The sequence below is a fragment of the Sporosarcina sp. Y352 genome (assembly GCF_056786535.1).
The window spans coordinates 1-14,147 of record NZ_JBXCJE010000020.1 but is presented as its reverse complement, the minus strand read 5'-3'; the positions used below and the strand labels follow the sequence as shown (position 1 = coordinate 14,147).

Below are 14,147 nucleotides of genomic sequence, written 5' to 3'. Positions count from 1 at the left end.
CGTTAGGTAGTTGCTGAGCAAGAATATAACTGTTTTCGGTAGGAACCATGATATCCTCAACACCGTTGGTTACAAGTACTGGTTGCTTAATCTTATGTAACCACTCATAGGATTGGTTATGCGCCCGATCAGCTCACTGGGATATCGCCTTCAATTGTGCGTTGCGTACCTGCAACGAACTATCAATTTTTTTCTGGGCCATAATACGTTTCAGCGAAGCGGCTCCAGCTGCACGACCAGTTTCAGTCGGAGGATAAAAAAGGAACATGAATCTATCGTGGGCGTCATCAGCATCTTCAGAGCTAGCCGCCATATATACGTCGTGCATAATAGAAGCATCCCTTAGAAAGTTAGAATAACTTTACCTTCTGAGTGGCCAGTAGAAACTTTATGTAATGCCTGATTAATGTCGTCAAATTTATAAGTTGAATCAATTGAAGCCGTAATATCCTCTTTTTCAATAAGGCTAGTAATCTCTTGCAACTGTCTTCCATTGGCTTGCACAAATAAAAAGTGATACTCTTTTTTATCTTTTGCTGCTAAACGGTCTATACGAGCACCCGCTAAACCAAACAACATTCTTTTCCACATTGGAAAGTTATTTTCAACGGCAAATCGATAATTGGGTGTAGCCTTCAATGATACTAATTTTCCTTGAGGTTTTAAAATACCAAGTTCCATTTTTATTTCATTTGTACCTAAGGTGTCTATCACATAATCTATATTGGATAGAACCTCAGCATAGTTTTCTTCCTCATAATTTATAAATTGATCTGCCCCAATCGACAGTGTACGTGATCGACCTCTTTCACTACCACTTGTAATAACATATAATCCCATTGATTTAGCAATGGGAATCGCCATAGCACCAAAGCCACCGGTTCCTCCAGGAATAAATAGCTTTGTATTAGGCTGAACATGAAGTACGTCCTTCAATGCTTGATAAGCTGTTAAAGCTGTAAGGGGGATCGTAGCCGCTTCTATAAAGGATAGATTTTCAGGCATTTTAGCTATAGCATCATCTTTGACCGCTACATATTCAGCGAAAGCTCCTATTTTATTCACCGGCAACCTCGAATAAATTTGGTCGCCAACCTGAAAATCAACAACATCTTTACCAACTGCCTCTATAACACCAGATAGTTCATTGCCTAATGTTAGTGGGAACTTATAATCAGCAACCATTCGGACACTGCCATTCAAAATAAGAATGTCTAATGGATTTACACCTGCTGCTTTTACTTTGACTAGTACCTCGTGATTATTGATTTCCGGTATTTCCACATTATTTATTTCCACTTGAATTCCTTTTGAGTATTTCTGCATTTGAGCAGCTTTCATATTTTTCTAGCTTCCCTTCTATTTGAAAAACTTATGGCAAACAATTTTTAGTTGTACGCCATAAGTCATTTTACTTATTCTTACTGCTATTGAGATTTTAATTTTTCCATTGTAGGATAATCTGTATAACCCTGTGCACCACCAACATAGAGCTTAGTTACATCCGGTTCATTTAGGGGAGCGTTTTTCTTTATACGTTCAATGAAGTCTGGATTTGCTAGTGCCCAAATCCCTACTGTTGCAACATCTGCTAGATCATTATCCAAGTCCACAGCAAGTTGTTCAAGCGGGCGTCCCGCTCTATTTACCAATAGTGGTTGCGTCCATAACTGGCGTATTTCTTGCAATAAGGGTTCATTGCCAAAGTGCATAATATGAAGATAAGACAGATTAAGCTTATTTAATTCCCCTATTAAATAACGATACATCTCAATATTTGTATCACCTTCCTCAATTCCGTTCAATGATCCTTGAGGAGAGAACCGAATTCCTGTTTTTTCTGCACCAATTTCATCAATGACCGCTTTAGTCACTTCAATTGCAAATCGAGCCCGGTTTTCAATTGAACCACCATAGGCATCTTGACGATGATTTGAATTCTCACTAAGAAATTGTTGAATTAGATACCCATTCGCTCCGTGAATTTCGACTCCATCAGCTCCAGCTTTTATTGCCGAAGCTGCGGCTATACGAAATTCTTGAATGACTTCTTTTATCTCATTTTGACCTAATTCCCTAGGTGTCGGGATTTCTTTCATTCCCTCAGCTGTAAACATTTCTGTGCCAGGTGCAATAGCCGAAGGTGCAACCGCTTGTCGATGATGGGGCGTATTGTCAGGATGTGAAACACGCCCTGCATGCATGAGCTGAATGAATATGCGGCCACCTTCATTGTGTACACGACTCGTTATTTTCTTCCAACCTTCTATATGAGATGGTGTATAAATCCCAGGTGTATTTAAGTACCCTTGACCATCATCTGAAGGTTGTGTACCTTCACTTATGATTAAACCGAAAGAGGCACGTTGACCATAATATTCAGCCGCTAACTCGCCTGGGGTACCATCAGGTAAAGCTCTATTTCTCGTCATTGGTGACATACCTAAGCGGTTTTTCAATGTAACGTCTCCAATACGAAGCTCTTCAAATATTTTTTTCATTTTCATTCTCCTTTATTGTTCTCATGTACTTTAACCATAAGATAGTTAGTAGTAATTGATTACCTATGACTAATTGTCCTCTACCCTCTTAATTACTTAGAATCGAGAAATAGGTTTACATCTCCAGCAAACTGTTCTGGATACTGGAATAGATGCCCGTGTCCAGAATCCGGATAAATAATGAGTTGGGCATTAGGTAAGTTTACGGTAAGAATATAACTGTTTTCAGTCGGAACCATGATGTCTTTAACGCCATTGGTCACGAGTACCGGTTGTGTAATCTTCTGCAACCAGTCGTATTTCTGTTCAGAATCCCGCTCAGCCCATTGGGAGATTGCCTGTAATTGTGCATCACGCACTTGAGTTGAACTTTCCACCTTTTTCTGGTTCAGGATTCGTTTCAATGAAGATATTCCAGCCGTACGACTCGTTTCGGTCGGACCGTAAAATAGGAACAAGAAATTCTCCAGAGCATCATTTTCATCTCCATCAACTTGAGTCATCGCTTTATACACGTCTTTTCTAGGTTCATTGACACCAGATTGTGGACTAGTTCCCGCCAAGACGATGCATCGTACCAAATTTGGCTGTTGCAATACTAACTCCTGTGCAACAAATCCACCAATTGAGAAACCAAGGATATCGACTTTCTCTAAGCCAAGTGCTTTAATAAAAGTTGCTGTATCCTTTGCCATCTCAGCTATAGTAGTCGGAGTTTCACCACTGGATTCACCGACACCAGCATTATCAAATAGAATAATTGGTCGACTTTCAGCTAAAACACCAATCATATTAGGATCCCAGTTTTCCATTGTTCCGCGGAAGTGAATGAAGAAAACTAGCGGAATTCCTGTTTCTTGGCCGAACTTTCTATAGGCAAATCGGATCCCTTCAGCTTCGATATAACTTGATTCAGTTGGAATTGTAAATTTTGACATCATTTTTTCTCCTTTCGAACGGTGAGTTCTGTTCGATTTGATTAATTATAAATTAGTTGCAATTTTATCTGCATTACTAGAATGCTCGTTCTAAAATGGTAAAAAAAAAGAAGGTTAGTCTAACACTGAAAGTGTCATGTCAACAATGCTTTCTAATTTCTTTTTATCAGCTTCAATCTTCACTAATACGCGTAACCCTACAAGTGAATTATGAAGATAAAGAGACAATACTTCAGGATCATGACTCTTAGATATTTCTCCGTTTTCCTGCCCATGTTTCAGCAGCTCATAAAAGAGAGCTTCTGTCTTTGTAAACATTCCTGCAATCTTTGTTGCAATTTCCTCATCAATCAAAGATAATTCAACAGCTGCATTTACAGACAAACATCCTTTTGGCAAATTAAGATTCGGGTAAATTATCATGTTAAACACTTCTCGTATCCCTTGTTTTACCAGTAAGTTTGAAACTACTCTCTTCTTCGTTTCACTAGTAATTAACTCATCATAGTGAGATAAAGCACTCAAAAACAATGTACGTTTATCGCCAAACGTATCGTAGATGCTTCTACGATGAATGCCCATATAGTCTACCAACTCTTGCATAGACGTTTTCTCATACCCTTGTTGCCAAAAAAGCTCCATAGCTTTTCTTAACACTTGATTTACATCAAACTCTTTACTTCTAGCCATAATTCCTCCCTAAATACGAACACCTGTACAAGAATGAACATTCTAATTATAGGACATTTAACTGCAACTAATTTAATACTTTTAGAATATCATTTCTAGAACGATTAGTAAAGAATTAAATGGATAGCCGTTTTAATTCTTTATAAACCCTTTATCCCAATTTCTTTCAGTTGCCGAAACAAGGAAGCTTGGTAATACATTTAAACCCGACGCTAATGCAAAGATAGTATTAATGATCGGCTTTCTCTTCCCTCTCTCCATTAAGCTAATATAAGTGCGGCCCAAACCACAAATATACGCCAACTCTTCCTGTGAAAACTTCTTTTCTAACCTAATTTTTCTAAGTACTTTCCCAAAAACCTCTTCTATTTTCATCCACTATAGCACCACGCTCTTTTTCTCCATATAATTTTACCTAGAATTCTAAATCGTCTATCCATAACTTTCAAATTAATTATTGCTCACATGACACAACACTAATTGAATTCGTAAACCTCCCCAATTTATGCGATAATAATAGAACTAGCGTTTCTATTACTAGTGGAAAAGAAGTGTTGTTATGAAAACCGTTAATTTTCGCCGAAAAACCATCACAGGCCAAAGCATACGCAGATGCTTTTTCAGTAAAAGCCCGTCACAAAACACATATTGAACTAAATCCATGTAGCACATTCCCTTCAGGTGCCGTCATCACATGGGCTATTGGACATTTAGTTGAGCTAAAAGAACCCAAAGAATATCGAAAAGATTGGGCGTCTTGGAACCTCTCCTCACTGCCAATTGTTCCAAGTAAGTACGAATATAAGGTTTCCTATGATAATAAAATCCAGTTCAACTTTATCAAACGTGTTCAATGATCCTGCCATTACCACTATTTTGAACTGCTGCGATTGCGATCGTGAAGGATCTAATATTTTCTACTCCATTTACTACATGACAGGTGAAAAGAATAAGACGATTAAGCGACTTTGGATTAACTCTTTGGAAGTTGATGAAGTACGAAAAGGTTTTAACAACCTTCAAGACAACAAAAAAGACCTATTGCTTTATTATGAAGCGAAAACACGACAAATAAGTGATTGGCTTGTTGGGATGAACGGTAGTCGCCTCTACACCCTCCTACTTCCGCAAAAGGGATTTGGGGAAAGTCTTTCAATTGGACGAGTAAACCCCATAGATATTTGTTTTCTAATGACCTTATAAGGAATAGGAGCAGACTGAATACTTGGCGATCAATACGAGGATGGCTCATATGTTTTTAAAACGGCTTTAGTTTTAATTAAAGACAAATAAAAAGCCCCTAAGTTACTAGAAGCCTCAAAGATTATTCAATTTTCTTTTCCCTTGATTTAAACCAATCAGATACGACACGGTAGCAATGCCTCCGCCTGCACCAATAATTGCGACTGCTTCGATTATTGTAAGCATAGTCATGTAAATACCTACCTCCACTATTTGTTTGACAAGGAAAAAAACCGATGAGAATAATCCACATCGGTGATACCTTTGTTATGTTTTCAACTTTTAATAACTACTAAACTTTCGATAGCATTCAATGACAAACGGGCAATGCCTACAATGGCTAGAAGGCGTTGACACGAATAAACTTTCCGCTTCTTCTGGCAGCATATCTAAAATCTTTCGTTTTGAATTGATTTCATTTGCTAAATCCAAAGCCCACTGTCTGGAACATTCCATATCAGCCTGATTGAAAACGTGTTTGCTCGCTCTTCTAAATCGAAGAAAATACAAGTTGCCTTCAACCCAGGTTCTGTTCTTTAATTGACCTACAGCCCACGCATACAACCTACTTGATGATTGAATCGAACATCATATCTAACACGATTCGTTTTCCAATCGACTATTTTACTTCCGTCTGGTGAAACAAGATCTATATAGCCTTGTAAAATCGGGGCTGAATCTTCATCAGAAAGAGGTAGCTGAAAATGAATCTCCGTTTCACCCATGTTCTCTTTAATCGGTGCATGACTAACCAACTCTGACATTTCATCCATTGTCACATCTGGATGAAACTCAGCTTCAATCATCCCGTTTAAAACGGCTTCTGAATGAAACACCCCATTAATTTTGTCCTCCACTGCTTTATGAACTCCCTTGCCCAAAGCTAAAGGGTATGTGGTCGGTTCTTCGAATCCTTCAATGTACTTCTTAAAGAATCGAAAGGGACATGTTGTGTAAAGGTTTAAACGCGAAAAAGAGTAAATCAATATGATCTCTCCTGTCTTCTTTCTGTTTTCAATAAACTAAAGGAGACCGGATGCTCAATCTCCTTCAATTAAATTCCATCAGAATGGCAGGTCATTATCGCTTACCGCAATAGGACCTCCACCAGTTTCGAATTGATTACCATTTTGATTTTGAGTGTTACCAGCGTAAGGATTAGGCTGTTTCTGATAGTTCTCCTGCCCCTGTTGTTGTTTATTGCCTTGACCTTGTGGTTTCGGATCAAGGAATTGTACAAAGTCAGCTACAACCTCAGTAACGTATACACGGTCTCCTTTGTCATTTTCATAATGCCGTGTGTTTATACGACCATTCACCGCAGCTTGACTGCCTTTATTAAGGAAATTGGCCGCATTTTCAGCGGGCTTCCTCCAAACTTGAACCATTATGAAATCAGCTTCGTTTTCACCATTGGCATTTTTAAATGGACGATTCACTGCCTGCGTAAAGTTGCAAACAGCTACACCATTTTGCGTGTATTTTAGTTCTGGCTCTTTCGTAAGACGACCTACCAAACTCACATTGTTCATAGTGTTCTCCTTTTCTCATGACTATTTTTCAGCCATGTCCCTTATTTCTCTCCGTATAAGGTGACGGATATTTTAATTAGCCAAAGACACCTTACCGTTTGTTTTTATATTACTTTTGCGCATTTCAATCTTTCGTTTTCGATTTTTAGCCATCTTCCACATGTGAGATAGAAAGGCCACATTCAGGACGACTTTATTCATTTCAAAGTCATAGGTGGACAGTGAGACTATCCATGCAGCCCTTCCAATCTCAGCACCTTCTATAGCCCATCCAGCACGTTCATCTTCATCTTTCACGTATTCAACCAGTAGTCGATTGAACATCAAATGAATTTGCGTATCGTGACAAGACTGCATGACATAGTGAAGCAGCTCATTTTGACGTTCTTCTTGATTCTCTATATGAGCTACCACTATGAACATGGCAAAGTGCTTTGCAAGCTCTTCGTATTCATAGTTCTGCCAGTCATTTAATACCATTTCTCTATTCTCTTTGAATGCAGCTCGGTTTTTCCGTTTATATTCAGCCCAACCAATGGTTCGAAGTTGATGTGTATTCAAGCTTTCCGCCGGATGTAGGGGCTTCTTCCTAATCCCGAAATACTTTTTACGTATTTCAGAGTAAGGTAGTTCCGATAACTTAACTTCAAAGTCTAATACGCCACCTGACACTCCACAAAACCAACACTTAAATACTTGATCATGCGTGTTGAGCGACAAATAGTATTTGTGTCCTTTACCCGGTTTGGAGTCCTCTTCGCAAAAGATACATTTGCAAAGAGTCTCTTTTTTTCCGTGAGAGCGAGGATTGAACGTAAGCCCATATTCCTCTGCAACTTTCAATATTTCTGGAAGCATGATTAAGCTGCCCCCTTATCTGCATCTCCTAATTTCTCGAAAAATGTAAATCCATTTTCCGTACGGGTCTGCATCGTAAACTTTTCACCTTCAATAAGGTGTTGTGTTTTTCGAACCGCAACTTCTCCTTGTGCAAACACCATTGATTGAGTATTACTGGCAACACTCTTTACATACATTTTTGCGAAAGACACACAGCCGGGATTTGTTCCCTGTTCATACTTTTCCATGATGAACGCATCAAGTGGTTCAGAAGCTGTTTCCTTTTCCTGTTGAACAGGCTCTTGAATGGATTCATTTTGAATCGATTCAGATTGTACTGGCTGCTCATTCACTTGAAGATAACTGAACTCTTCAAGGAAATTGAAGCCACTCTCTTTCTTAATGACCAAAGCCAACTCCTGACCCATTTGAATATGGCTAAGAGAATCGATTACGTCCTGTTTCCCTTTTACTAGAACAAGACTCACTTCATTGGTTGCCTTATCCATGACATTCAGTTTCGCGAATGGGACATTTTGTGGACTTATCCCTTTTTCAAAACTTTGTAGGATGAATACCCCTTCAATATTTGTATCATTTGATTGCTGAGCATTCGGCTCGGGAATTTGTTGATTCCCTGCAACCTCGTCTTGTTTATTGGGGGCTGGATTAGATTTCATTGGTACATCCATTTTTCCGCTATTACCGTTATCGTTTTCTTCGAGCGACATTTCCTCACGAGTGTACAATCCGCCTAGAGGGAATTGGCGTCGAAGTACGAAAACCTCGGCTATTTTTTGAATCATAGCGGAAGGCATCTTGTCCCAAGTGTTTTTATTTCAATACTTCGAGTTAAGTTCACCTGAGTTTGCTTGAAAGTATTCCTGGAAATCTACGAATACGGCAACGGGTCTAAAACGTTTATGATGCATGACAGCATAAGCACCAAGTATTGGACCACGCTTCTGACCAAACTCATGTCGCACACTTCCTTCTGAAGGGATAAACTCGAATGTATCTCCTTCTCTCACTACGTTAGCGTTAGGAGGTCCTACATAGCCTTCTTGCGTTGTGGCTACACGAAGTAATCCATCGCGAGTAGTAATGAAAGATGTATTCGGTCCGCTCTTCGTTTCATAACGCTGAAAAACGATGTCACCGAGCAATGGATTCAAACCGAATGTCTCACAGACTTCAATAAAATGGTTCGCCTCTTCTTGAGTTCCTTTTGCTGGCTCAACAAACCGATTCCAAATCAACGACTTCTGCTCGTTTGTAAACGTAAGTACTTTTTCCACTTAAACCATCTCCTTTTGTATTTTTTATAAATAAAAAAGCCGACTTCACCCATAAGGGATCAATCGACTTTTATGTAACCCACCGAAACAGAAAACGAAAGTTGTTTTGTTTTCATATTATTTCATTGCAGCACTCCTTCCAGATTTTTTGAAACAAAAAAAGCCTATGTCACCCACAGTGGGATCAATCGGCTTTTAAAATATATATCACGCAAAAGATGCGTAAGTATCTGATGTCCTTACATAAATTTTGTAACGTAAAACGTCTGCCTAACTTTCTCAAAAGAGAATGAAAATACTTAGGCTTAACATTTGTGTCGAATCTCCTTTAGAAATGAATAAAAGGTTTAACGACTTTCACCGGGGTAAAATGGTGACGTAAAAACTAATGAAATATGTATATATTATACCCAATTCAAGAAGACCTCGCAAATCGAATGAAAATCAGTATCTACGTTATTGCGAAGAAGAAAAGCATCTTAACTAAAGATGCTTTTCGATTTCCTTAGTTTTAGGTGAAGCCAACGAGAATGTTCATTTGACTTAGCTAAGTAATCTTTTAACTGATCTGTTGATAGATTTTTGAATTAATCAATCAATCCTAAAAAGTTTTTTCCAAGTATATATTCCTTTTGGTTATCAGGAATTTGAAGTGAATCAATCCAACTTTTCTTTGCCGAATAGTCATATTCATTAAATTTTGTCATTCCATATGGTCCGTCGCAACCATAAAGAACTTTACGATATCCTAAATATTCCACTGCCTTCTTTACAATAGATGGATTAAGATAATCACTTGATGTGTCAACAAATACATTTGGTTGATCCTTAACGTATTTCCAAAGTTTTTTCCAAAAAGGAAGACCGGCGTGAGCATAAATTAATTTAAGTTTGGGGAAATTTTCAGGTAAATATTTATAGGAGTCTGGTTCTGAAGATAGATGAATAATCATAGGTATACCTTTTGCTTCACACATAGTCGCAACTGGAGCAAGTGCCTCAATACTATATTCATGCATGAACGGATGAGCTTTCACTCCAATAAAACTAGGTTTATTAAGATATAATTCTACTTCTTCCACTGATACAGGTATCATTGGGTTCACTGTTACCCAGCCTAGAAATCGGTCTGGAAATCTATTAATTGCAGTAGCAACAATATCATTGCTCGGTTTGGTAAAAATCTTGAATGAATTGCCATAAAGTTTCAAATAGCCATCCTTTACTAGACCATCATAAATTCCGAGCCCAATTTGAGGTGCATTTAGTATTAGAAATCGGAATAAGCATTGTAAATTATGTTGAAAAGTGCTATCCAATTCAAACATTTTTTCGTTCATAGGGGCAATTAGCGCTGTTTTAGTTACATCATTTTTATCCATACCCTCTATCATTTTTTCTAGAGTCAACATTGTTTCATCCACATGAAAATGGCAATCAACAATCAATTTAATCCTCCCTTTCGAATTACTGTCTTATTTGTATACCAAACCACTTAACTGCAACTCACCTCTAGCAGAGTTAGATAACATCCCGCTGTTAAAAATTAAATAACAAATCTGAGACTAAGTGGATACACAGGAAAAAGAACTTATAGATTACCATCTCATTTCATTAGTTCAACATAAACATCTATTTAAGTATATTTCTTCACTCGTTTCATATATACCTTCATCCAGAAACACCCTGCCCCGTTACTTGAAAGATGAAAGTTTCCGAGTTAGCTTTCCCTATCGAATTCCCACACCCGTTATTTTAATAGGTGTAACCCCTTGTAAGATCTGATTTAAAAATGAATTCCTCTTCTCCAAGGGATTACTCATTACAATTTACTTATTCTATTGTTATTTTGTTTCGTACAATACTTCCGATACTGGGTTAGGAACAGTTAGCTTTTCTTCTTGAACAGGATATTTAAAATCTGTTGCTGAGTTGTCTTATTATCTTGCTGTTTTTTTCTTATTTGCATCTGACATGACTCAGCTCCCTTCCTATAACAAGTATTCAGAGTTTTATATCATACATTTAAACCATATTCTTCCGCATCTCCTACTTCGCTAATAAACTCTCCGGAATCATCTAAGAAATAAAAGAGCTTTTGAAGCTCTTTAATGCCATCCCGTAAATCCATATCTAGGGCCATCCCTACTTTAAGCGTTTAGTAGTCACCTTTAGCGGTTACAAGGGCCTAATTGATTCAGTAATTATAATAAGTCGTTCATTGAAGTGATTACCGCTACATTTCAAATACATAAGCAAATCAATGCCGTCCCGATGCTTCAGTTCCGATACCTTTTGCAGCAAGACATTCTGATCACGCAATGTGTTCATTACATCGACAATATCCATGTTGTTTCCATGCAGTTCTTTAAGTAGCTTCGTTACTTACGTGCTGATAGTTCCTGAACGGTTGCGAAGAATGCATCCTGCTTTCCGAACAAACCTTTTAATACATCGACCGTCGCTTCCGCTACTGTATCCGTGTCACCTTCCATTGGATTGAAACATGCGGAATTGGGTTTGTCAGGATCAACATGAATACATGGGATATCCATTTCGAAACACATTTCATTTACCATTGCTGCAACATCACCTTTTGGTTCGACAACGGGTATACCTAATGGTACCCCTCGTTTCTTCTGCAGCAGTAATTGATAAATCATCGGTTTTAATATCGTTGCCGTTTTGCCACAACGTGTTGGACCTACTGCAAGCATATGTGTGAAACAATCACTCCCTTGCCATACAATCGGCATACCCATCTGCCTCACCTCCTATCAGTTTCATTTTTTTATCCAATCCCACTTGCTGAAGTTCTCATGGATTTGATCAATTTTGAATGGTGCACGATAACCTTCTTCAAAGCTGAACAACGTCAGGATGGTTCTCAATATTTTATATCTGAGTAATCCCAGGTGCTCTTTGTTCTGTTTTTTTAACATTAGTTGATTTGCATGTTCACCTTCTTCCCATAATAATTCGAGTAACGCATTGGAATTTTGGGATATACGCTTTCCCCAAAAACGCATATCCTTTTTGAAGGTTTGGGTATCCATCATCCTCAACAGTAGAAGGGATGTTTCAAGGACGACAAAACCCAGCTCGATTAGATCGGCTGGGCTTTGTTTTGCTACATGGGCTTCGACTTCAGGGTAGATATATAGCTTATTTCTACAGACTTTAGTTTTGAAAAACACTTTGCGACTTCCCCCTTTCGAAAAAAATGGAAATAAAAATAACACGTTCCATTCAATGGCTGAATGAAACGTGTTTTGTGTCAAATAGATTATTTTAAATCTTACTTCTTCAGGTAATGGAAACCCAGTAGGCGTCTTTTGGAAGCCTATCGTTAACATACTAGAAGCTGAGAATATTGAGTTTCTAGTCGTGAATGCCCAACATATGAAAGCAGTGCCGGGTCGCAAAACCGATGTGAAGGATGCCGAATGGATTGCCAAGTTACTTCGTCATGAACTACTCAAAGCGAGTTTTATTCCTGATCGAAATCAACGGGAACTTCGGGAGTTGGTTCGCTATCGTCGCAGTATTATTGAAGAGCGCGCAAGACAACATAATCGGATTCAAAAAGTGTTAGAAGGAGCGAATATCAAGTTGGACTCCGTTGTCTCCGATATTATGGGTGTTTCAGCTCGTGACATGCTTAATGCCATCGCAGATGGGGAGGATGATCCTATAAAACTTGCGAGCTTCGCTCGTCGTACAATGAAAAAGAAAAAAGATGATCTTGAACGGTTGGATTCTATTCCTGGCGTTGCCACTCGTATGGCTGAACAAATCCTAGCTGAAGTCGGAATCGATGTCGGGAATCAATTTCCAAGCTCTTCCCATCTATGTTCCTGGGCAGGATTAGTCCCTGGCCATAATGAAAGTGCTGGCAAAAGGAAATCCACGAATATGAAAAAAGGAAACAAATATCTAAAGTCGGCCTTAGTAGAAGCCGCTCACTCTATAAGAGGGTCGAAGACCTATCTTGGAGCAATGTATAGGCGCACAGCTGCACGAAAAGGCAAAAAACGTGCAGGTATTTCTGTCGCTCATGCCATTTTGAGGATTGCCTATTATCTCTTAACACGCAAAGAAATGTATGTAGACTTAGGCGAAGATTATTTTGACAAACAAAAGCAACAATCTATTGTACGGTATTCTGTTCGAAGGCTCGAAAACTTAGGATACAACGTTACAATTACTGAACCGCAAGTCTTCTAATCCAACAAATAACTCGATCCAAACCCAGGCGCTGCATTTTTTTAAAAAAACATGAGTTGCGTCTTCTTTAGTGTTGCCATTTTTACGAAGTTTTGGCATTTAATTTTCATGGGAGTTGAATAACAACAGAAACGCTTACGGAACAACTTTATCGACGTGATTACATATTTCAGTGGCGGTCTGTCAAAATTCATCAATTATTGGACCGATAACTATTAATTACCCATAATTTATTTGATTTTCTCCGCCAAATCTAAAATAATTCCCTCTGGCCCACTGCAGTAGCATAACTTATAACTTTCTTCATAGTGTAGTATCTCACTAAAGATTTTCGTACCTTTCTTTTTCAACTTGGCAACAACAGCTTCAATATCTTCGATGGTCGTTAAAAGTAAGATTAAATAGTTCATTTTCTTTTTCATTTTAGAACTCTCCTATAATAGTTTCATACTGTTCATTCTAAATATCTGTTAATGTTAACCTATTGATAATAGTACATTCCAAGATTAACTTTATTTCAGTGAATACTTTGTTCAAAGTCTGCAGTATAAAATTTCAATAGGTCGCGAGAATCTAAGCCCTCCGACATACCGACACCATTAAGTTGCGCCGATGTAATACCATCCTCGCCAGAAATACTAACTTATATGCGGACGAGCACTTCGTACCAGCCCGTTACTTCATATTTACAACTAAAACTTCTTATAGATATATCAAAGTTGTAGAGCTTGACATTAAAATAAACACAAAAAAGGCCATTACCTATAAGGCAATGACTTTTTAATGAGACCGGCGACGTCCTACTCTCACAGGGGGAAACCCCCAACTACCATCGGCGCTGAAGAGCTTAACTTCCGTGTTCGGTATGGGAACGGGTGT

14 protein-coding genes, 1 rRNA gene and 3 pseudogenes are annotated in these 14,147 nt (G+C 38.4%); 2 read left to right on the top strand and 16 right to left on the bottom strand.

What is annotated here, in order from left to right; translation table 11 throughout:
* Window positions 1-133: 133 nt before the first annotated feature.
* The 6 genes from AC1TO6_RS19905 to AC1TO6_RS19880 form a co-directional block, all read right to left on the bottom strand.
* Window positions 134-328 carry a hypothetical protein gene (locus AC1TO6_RS19905; protein WP_482103340.1) on the bottom strand — a complete coding sequence of 65 codons (195 nt, stop codon included), beginning with the start codon at window positions 326-328 and terminating at the stop codon, window positions 134-136.
* A 14-nt stretch (window positions 329-342) separates the two neighbouring features.
* Window positions 343-1,341, bottom strand: coding sequence for an NADP-dependent oxidoreductase (locus tag AC1TO6_RS19900; RefSeq protein ID WP_482103339.1), 999 nt, complete (start codon window positions 1,339-1,341; stop codon window positions 343-345).
* 86 nt (window positions 1,342-1,427) lie between these two features.
* Window positions 1,428-2,501, bottom strand: coding sequence for an alkene reductase (locus AC1TO6_RS19895; protein ID WP_482103338.1), 1,074 nt, complete (start codon window positions 2,499-2,501; stop codon window positions 1,428-1,430).
* Window positions 2,502-2,593: 92 nt separating this feature from the next.
* Window positions 2,594-3,439: an alpha/beta fold hydrolase gene (locus AC1TO6_RS19890; RefSeq protein WP_482103337.1), complete on the bottom strand. Its 846-nt coding sequence runs from the start codon at window positions 3,437-3,439 to the stop codon at window positions 2,594-2,596.
* A gap of 114 nt (window positions 3,440-3,553) precedes the next feature.
* Window positions 3,554-4,129 (bottom strand): TetR/AcrR family transcriptional regulator, encoded by a 576-nt coding sequence (locus tag AC1TO6_RS19885; protein WP_482103336.1) that lies wholly within the window; start codon window positions 4,127-4,129, stop codon window positions 3,554-3,556.
* Window positions 4,130-4,261: 132 nt separating this feature from the next.
* A complete protein-coding gene (locus AC1TO6_RS19880) occupies window positions 4,262-4,504 on the bottom strand; it encodes a helix-turn-helix domain-containing protein (RefSeq protein WP_482103335.1) in 243 nt (80 codons plus the stop codon).
* Between the two features lie 197 nt (window positions 4,505-4,701).
* Here AC1TO6_RS19880 and AC1TO6_RS19875 point away from each other — a divergent pair.
* A pseudogene (locus AC1TO6_RS19875) lies at window positions 4,702-5,296 on the top strand (toprim domain-containing protein); the annotation flags it as partial.
* A 620-nt stretch (window positions 5,297-5,916) separates the two neighbouring features.
* Here the strand turns inward: AC1TO6_RS19875 and AC1TO6_RS19870 are convergent.
* From AC1TO6_RS19870 to AC1TO6_RS19835, 8 genes are all read right to left on the bottom strand, one after another.
* Window positions 5,917-6,357 carry a PD-(D/E)XK nuclease family protein gene (locus AC1TO6_RS19870; RefSeq protein ID WP_482103334.1) on the bottom strand — a complete coding sequence of 147 codons (441 nt, stop codon included), beginning with the start codon at window positions 6,355-6,357 and terminating at the stop codon, window positions 5,917-5,919.
* A gap of 78 nt (window positions 6,358-6,435) precedes the next feature.
* On the bottom strand, window positions 6,436-6,903 hold the full coding sequence (locus tag AC1TO6_RS19865) for a single-stranded DNA-binding protein (RefSeq protein WP_482103333.1): 468 nt from the start codon (window positions 6,901-6,903) through the stop codon (window positions 6,436-6,438).
* A 72-nt stretch (window positions 6,904-6,975) separates the two neighbouring features.
* Complete coding sequence (locus AC1TO6_RS19860) at window positions 6,976-7,761, bottom strand: hypothetical protein (protein WP_482103332.1); 786 nt, start codon at window positions 7,759-7,761, stop codon at window positions 6,976-6,978.
* 2 nt (window positions 7,762-7,763) lie between these two features.
* Window positions 7,764-8,549, bottom strand: a complete 786-nt coding sequence (locus AC1TO6_RS19855; RefSeq protein ID WP_482103331.1) for a hypothetical protein — start codon at window positions 8,547-8,549, stop codon at window positions 7,764-7,766.
* Between the two features lie 33 nt (window positions 8,550-8,582).
* Window positions 8,583-9,041 carry a recombinase RecT gene (locus tag AC1TO6_RS19850; RefSeq protein WP_482103330.1) on the bottom strand — a complete coding sequence of 153 codons (459 nt, stop codon included), beginning with the start codon at window positions 9,039-9,041 and terminating at the stop codon, window positions 8,583-8,585.
* A 587-nt stretch (window positions 9,042-9,628) separates the two neighbouring features.
* Complete coding sequence (locus tag AC1TO6_RS19845; RefSeq protein ID WP_482103329.1) at window positions 9,629-10,489, bottom strand: amidohydrolase family protein; 861 nt, start codon at window positions 10,487-10,489, stop codon at window positions 9,629-9,631.
* Window positions 10,490-11,422: 933 nt separating this feature from the next.
* On the bottom strand, window positions 11,423-11,803 hold the full coding sequence (locus AC1TO6_RS19840; protein ID WP_482103328.1) for a hypothetical protein: 381 nt from the start codon (window positions 11,801-11,803) through the stop codon (window positions 11,423-11,425).
* Window positions 11,804-11,824: 21 nt separating this feature from the next.
* A complete protein-coding gene (locus AC1TO6_RS19835) occupies window positions 11,825-12,238 on the bottom strand; it encodes a hypothetical protein (RefSeq protein ID WP_482103327.1) in 414 nt (137 codons plus the stop codon).
* Window positions 12,239-12,368: 130 nt separating this feature from the next.
* On the opposite strand from AC1TO6_RS19835, the pseudogene AC1TO6_RS19830 reads away from it, so the two are divergent.
* Window positions 12,369-13,268: pseudogene (locus tag AC1TO6_RS19830) on the top strand (IS110 family RNA-guided transposase); the annotation flags it as partial.
* Window positions 13,269-13,498: 230 nt separating this feature from the next.
* Here AC1TO6_RS19830 and AC1TO6_RS19825 read toward each other — a convergent pair.
* Together AC1TO6_RS19825 and rrf are read right to left on the bottom strand one after the other, a co-directional pair.
* A pseudogene (locus AC1TO6_RS19825) lies at window positions 13,499-13,648 on the bottom strand (VOC family protein); the annotation flags it as partial.
* A gap of 407 nt (window positions 13,649-14,055) precedes the next feature.
* Window positions 14,056-14,147 (bottom strand): 5S ribosomal RNA (gene rrf, locus AC1TO6_RS19820); the annotation flags it as partial.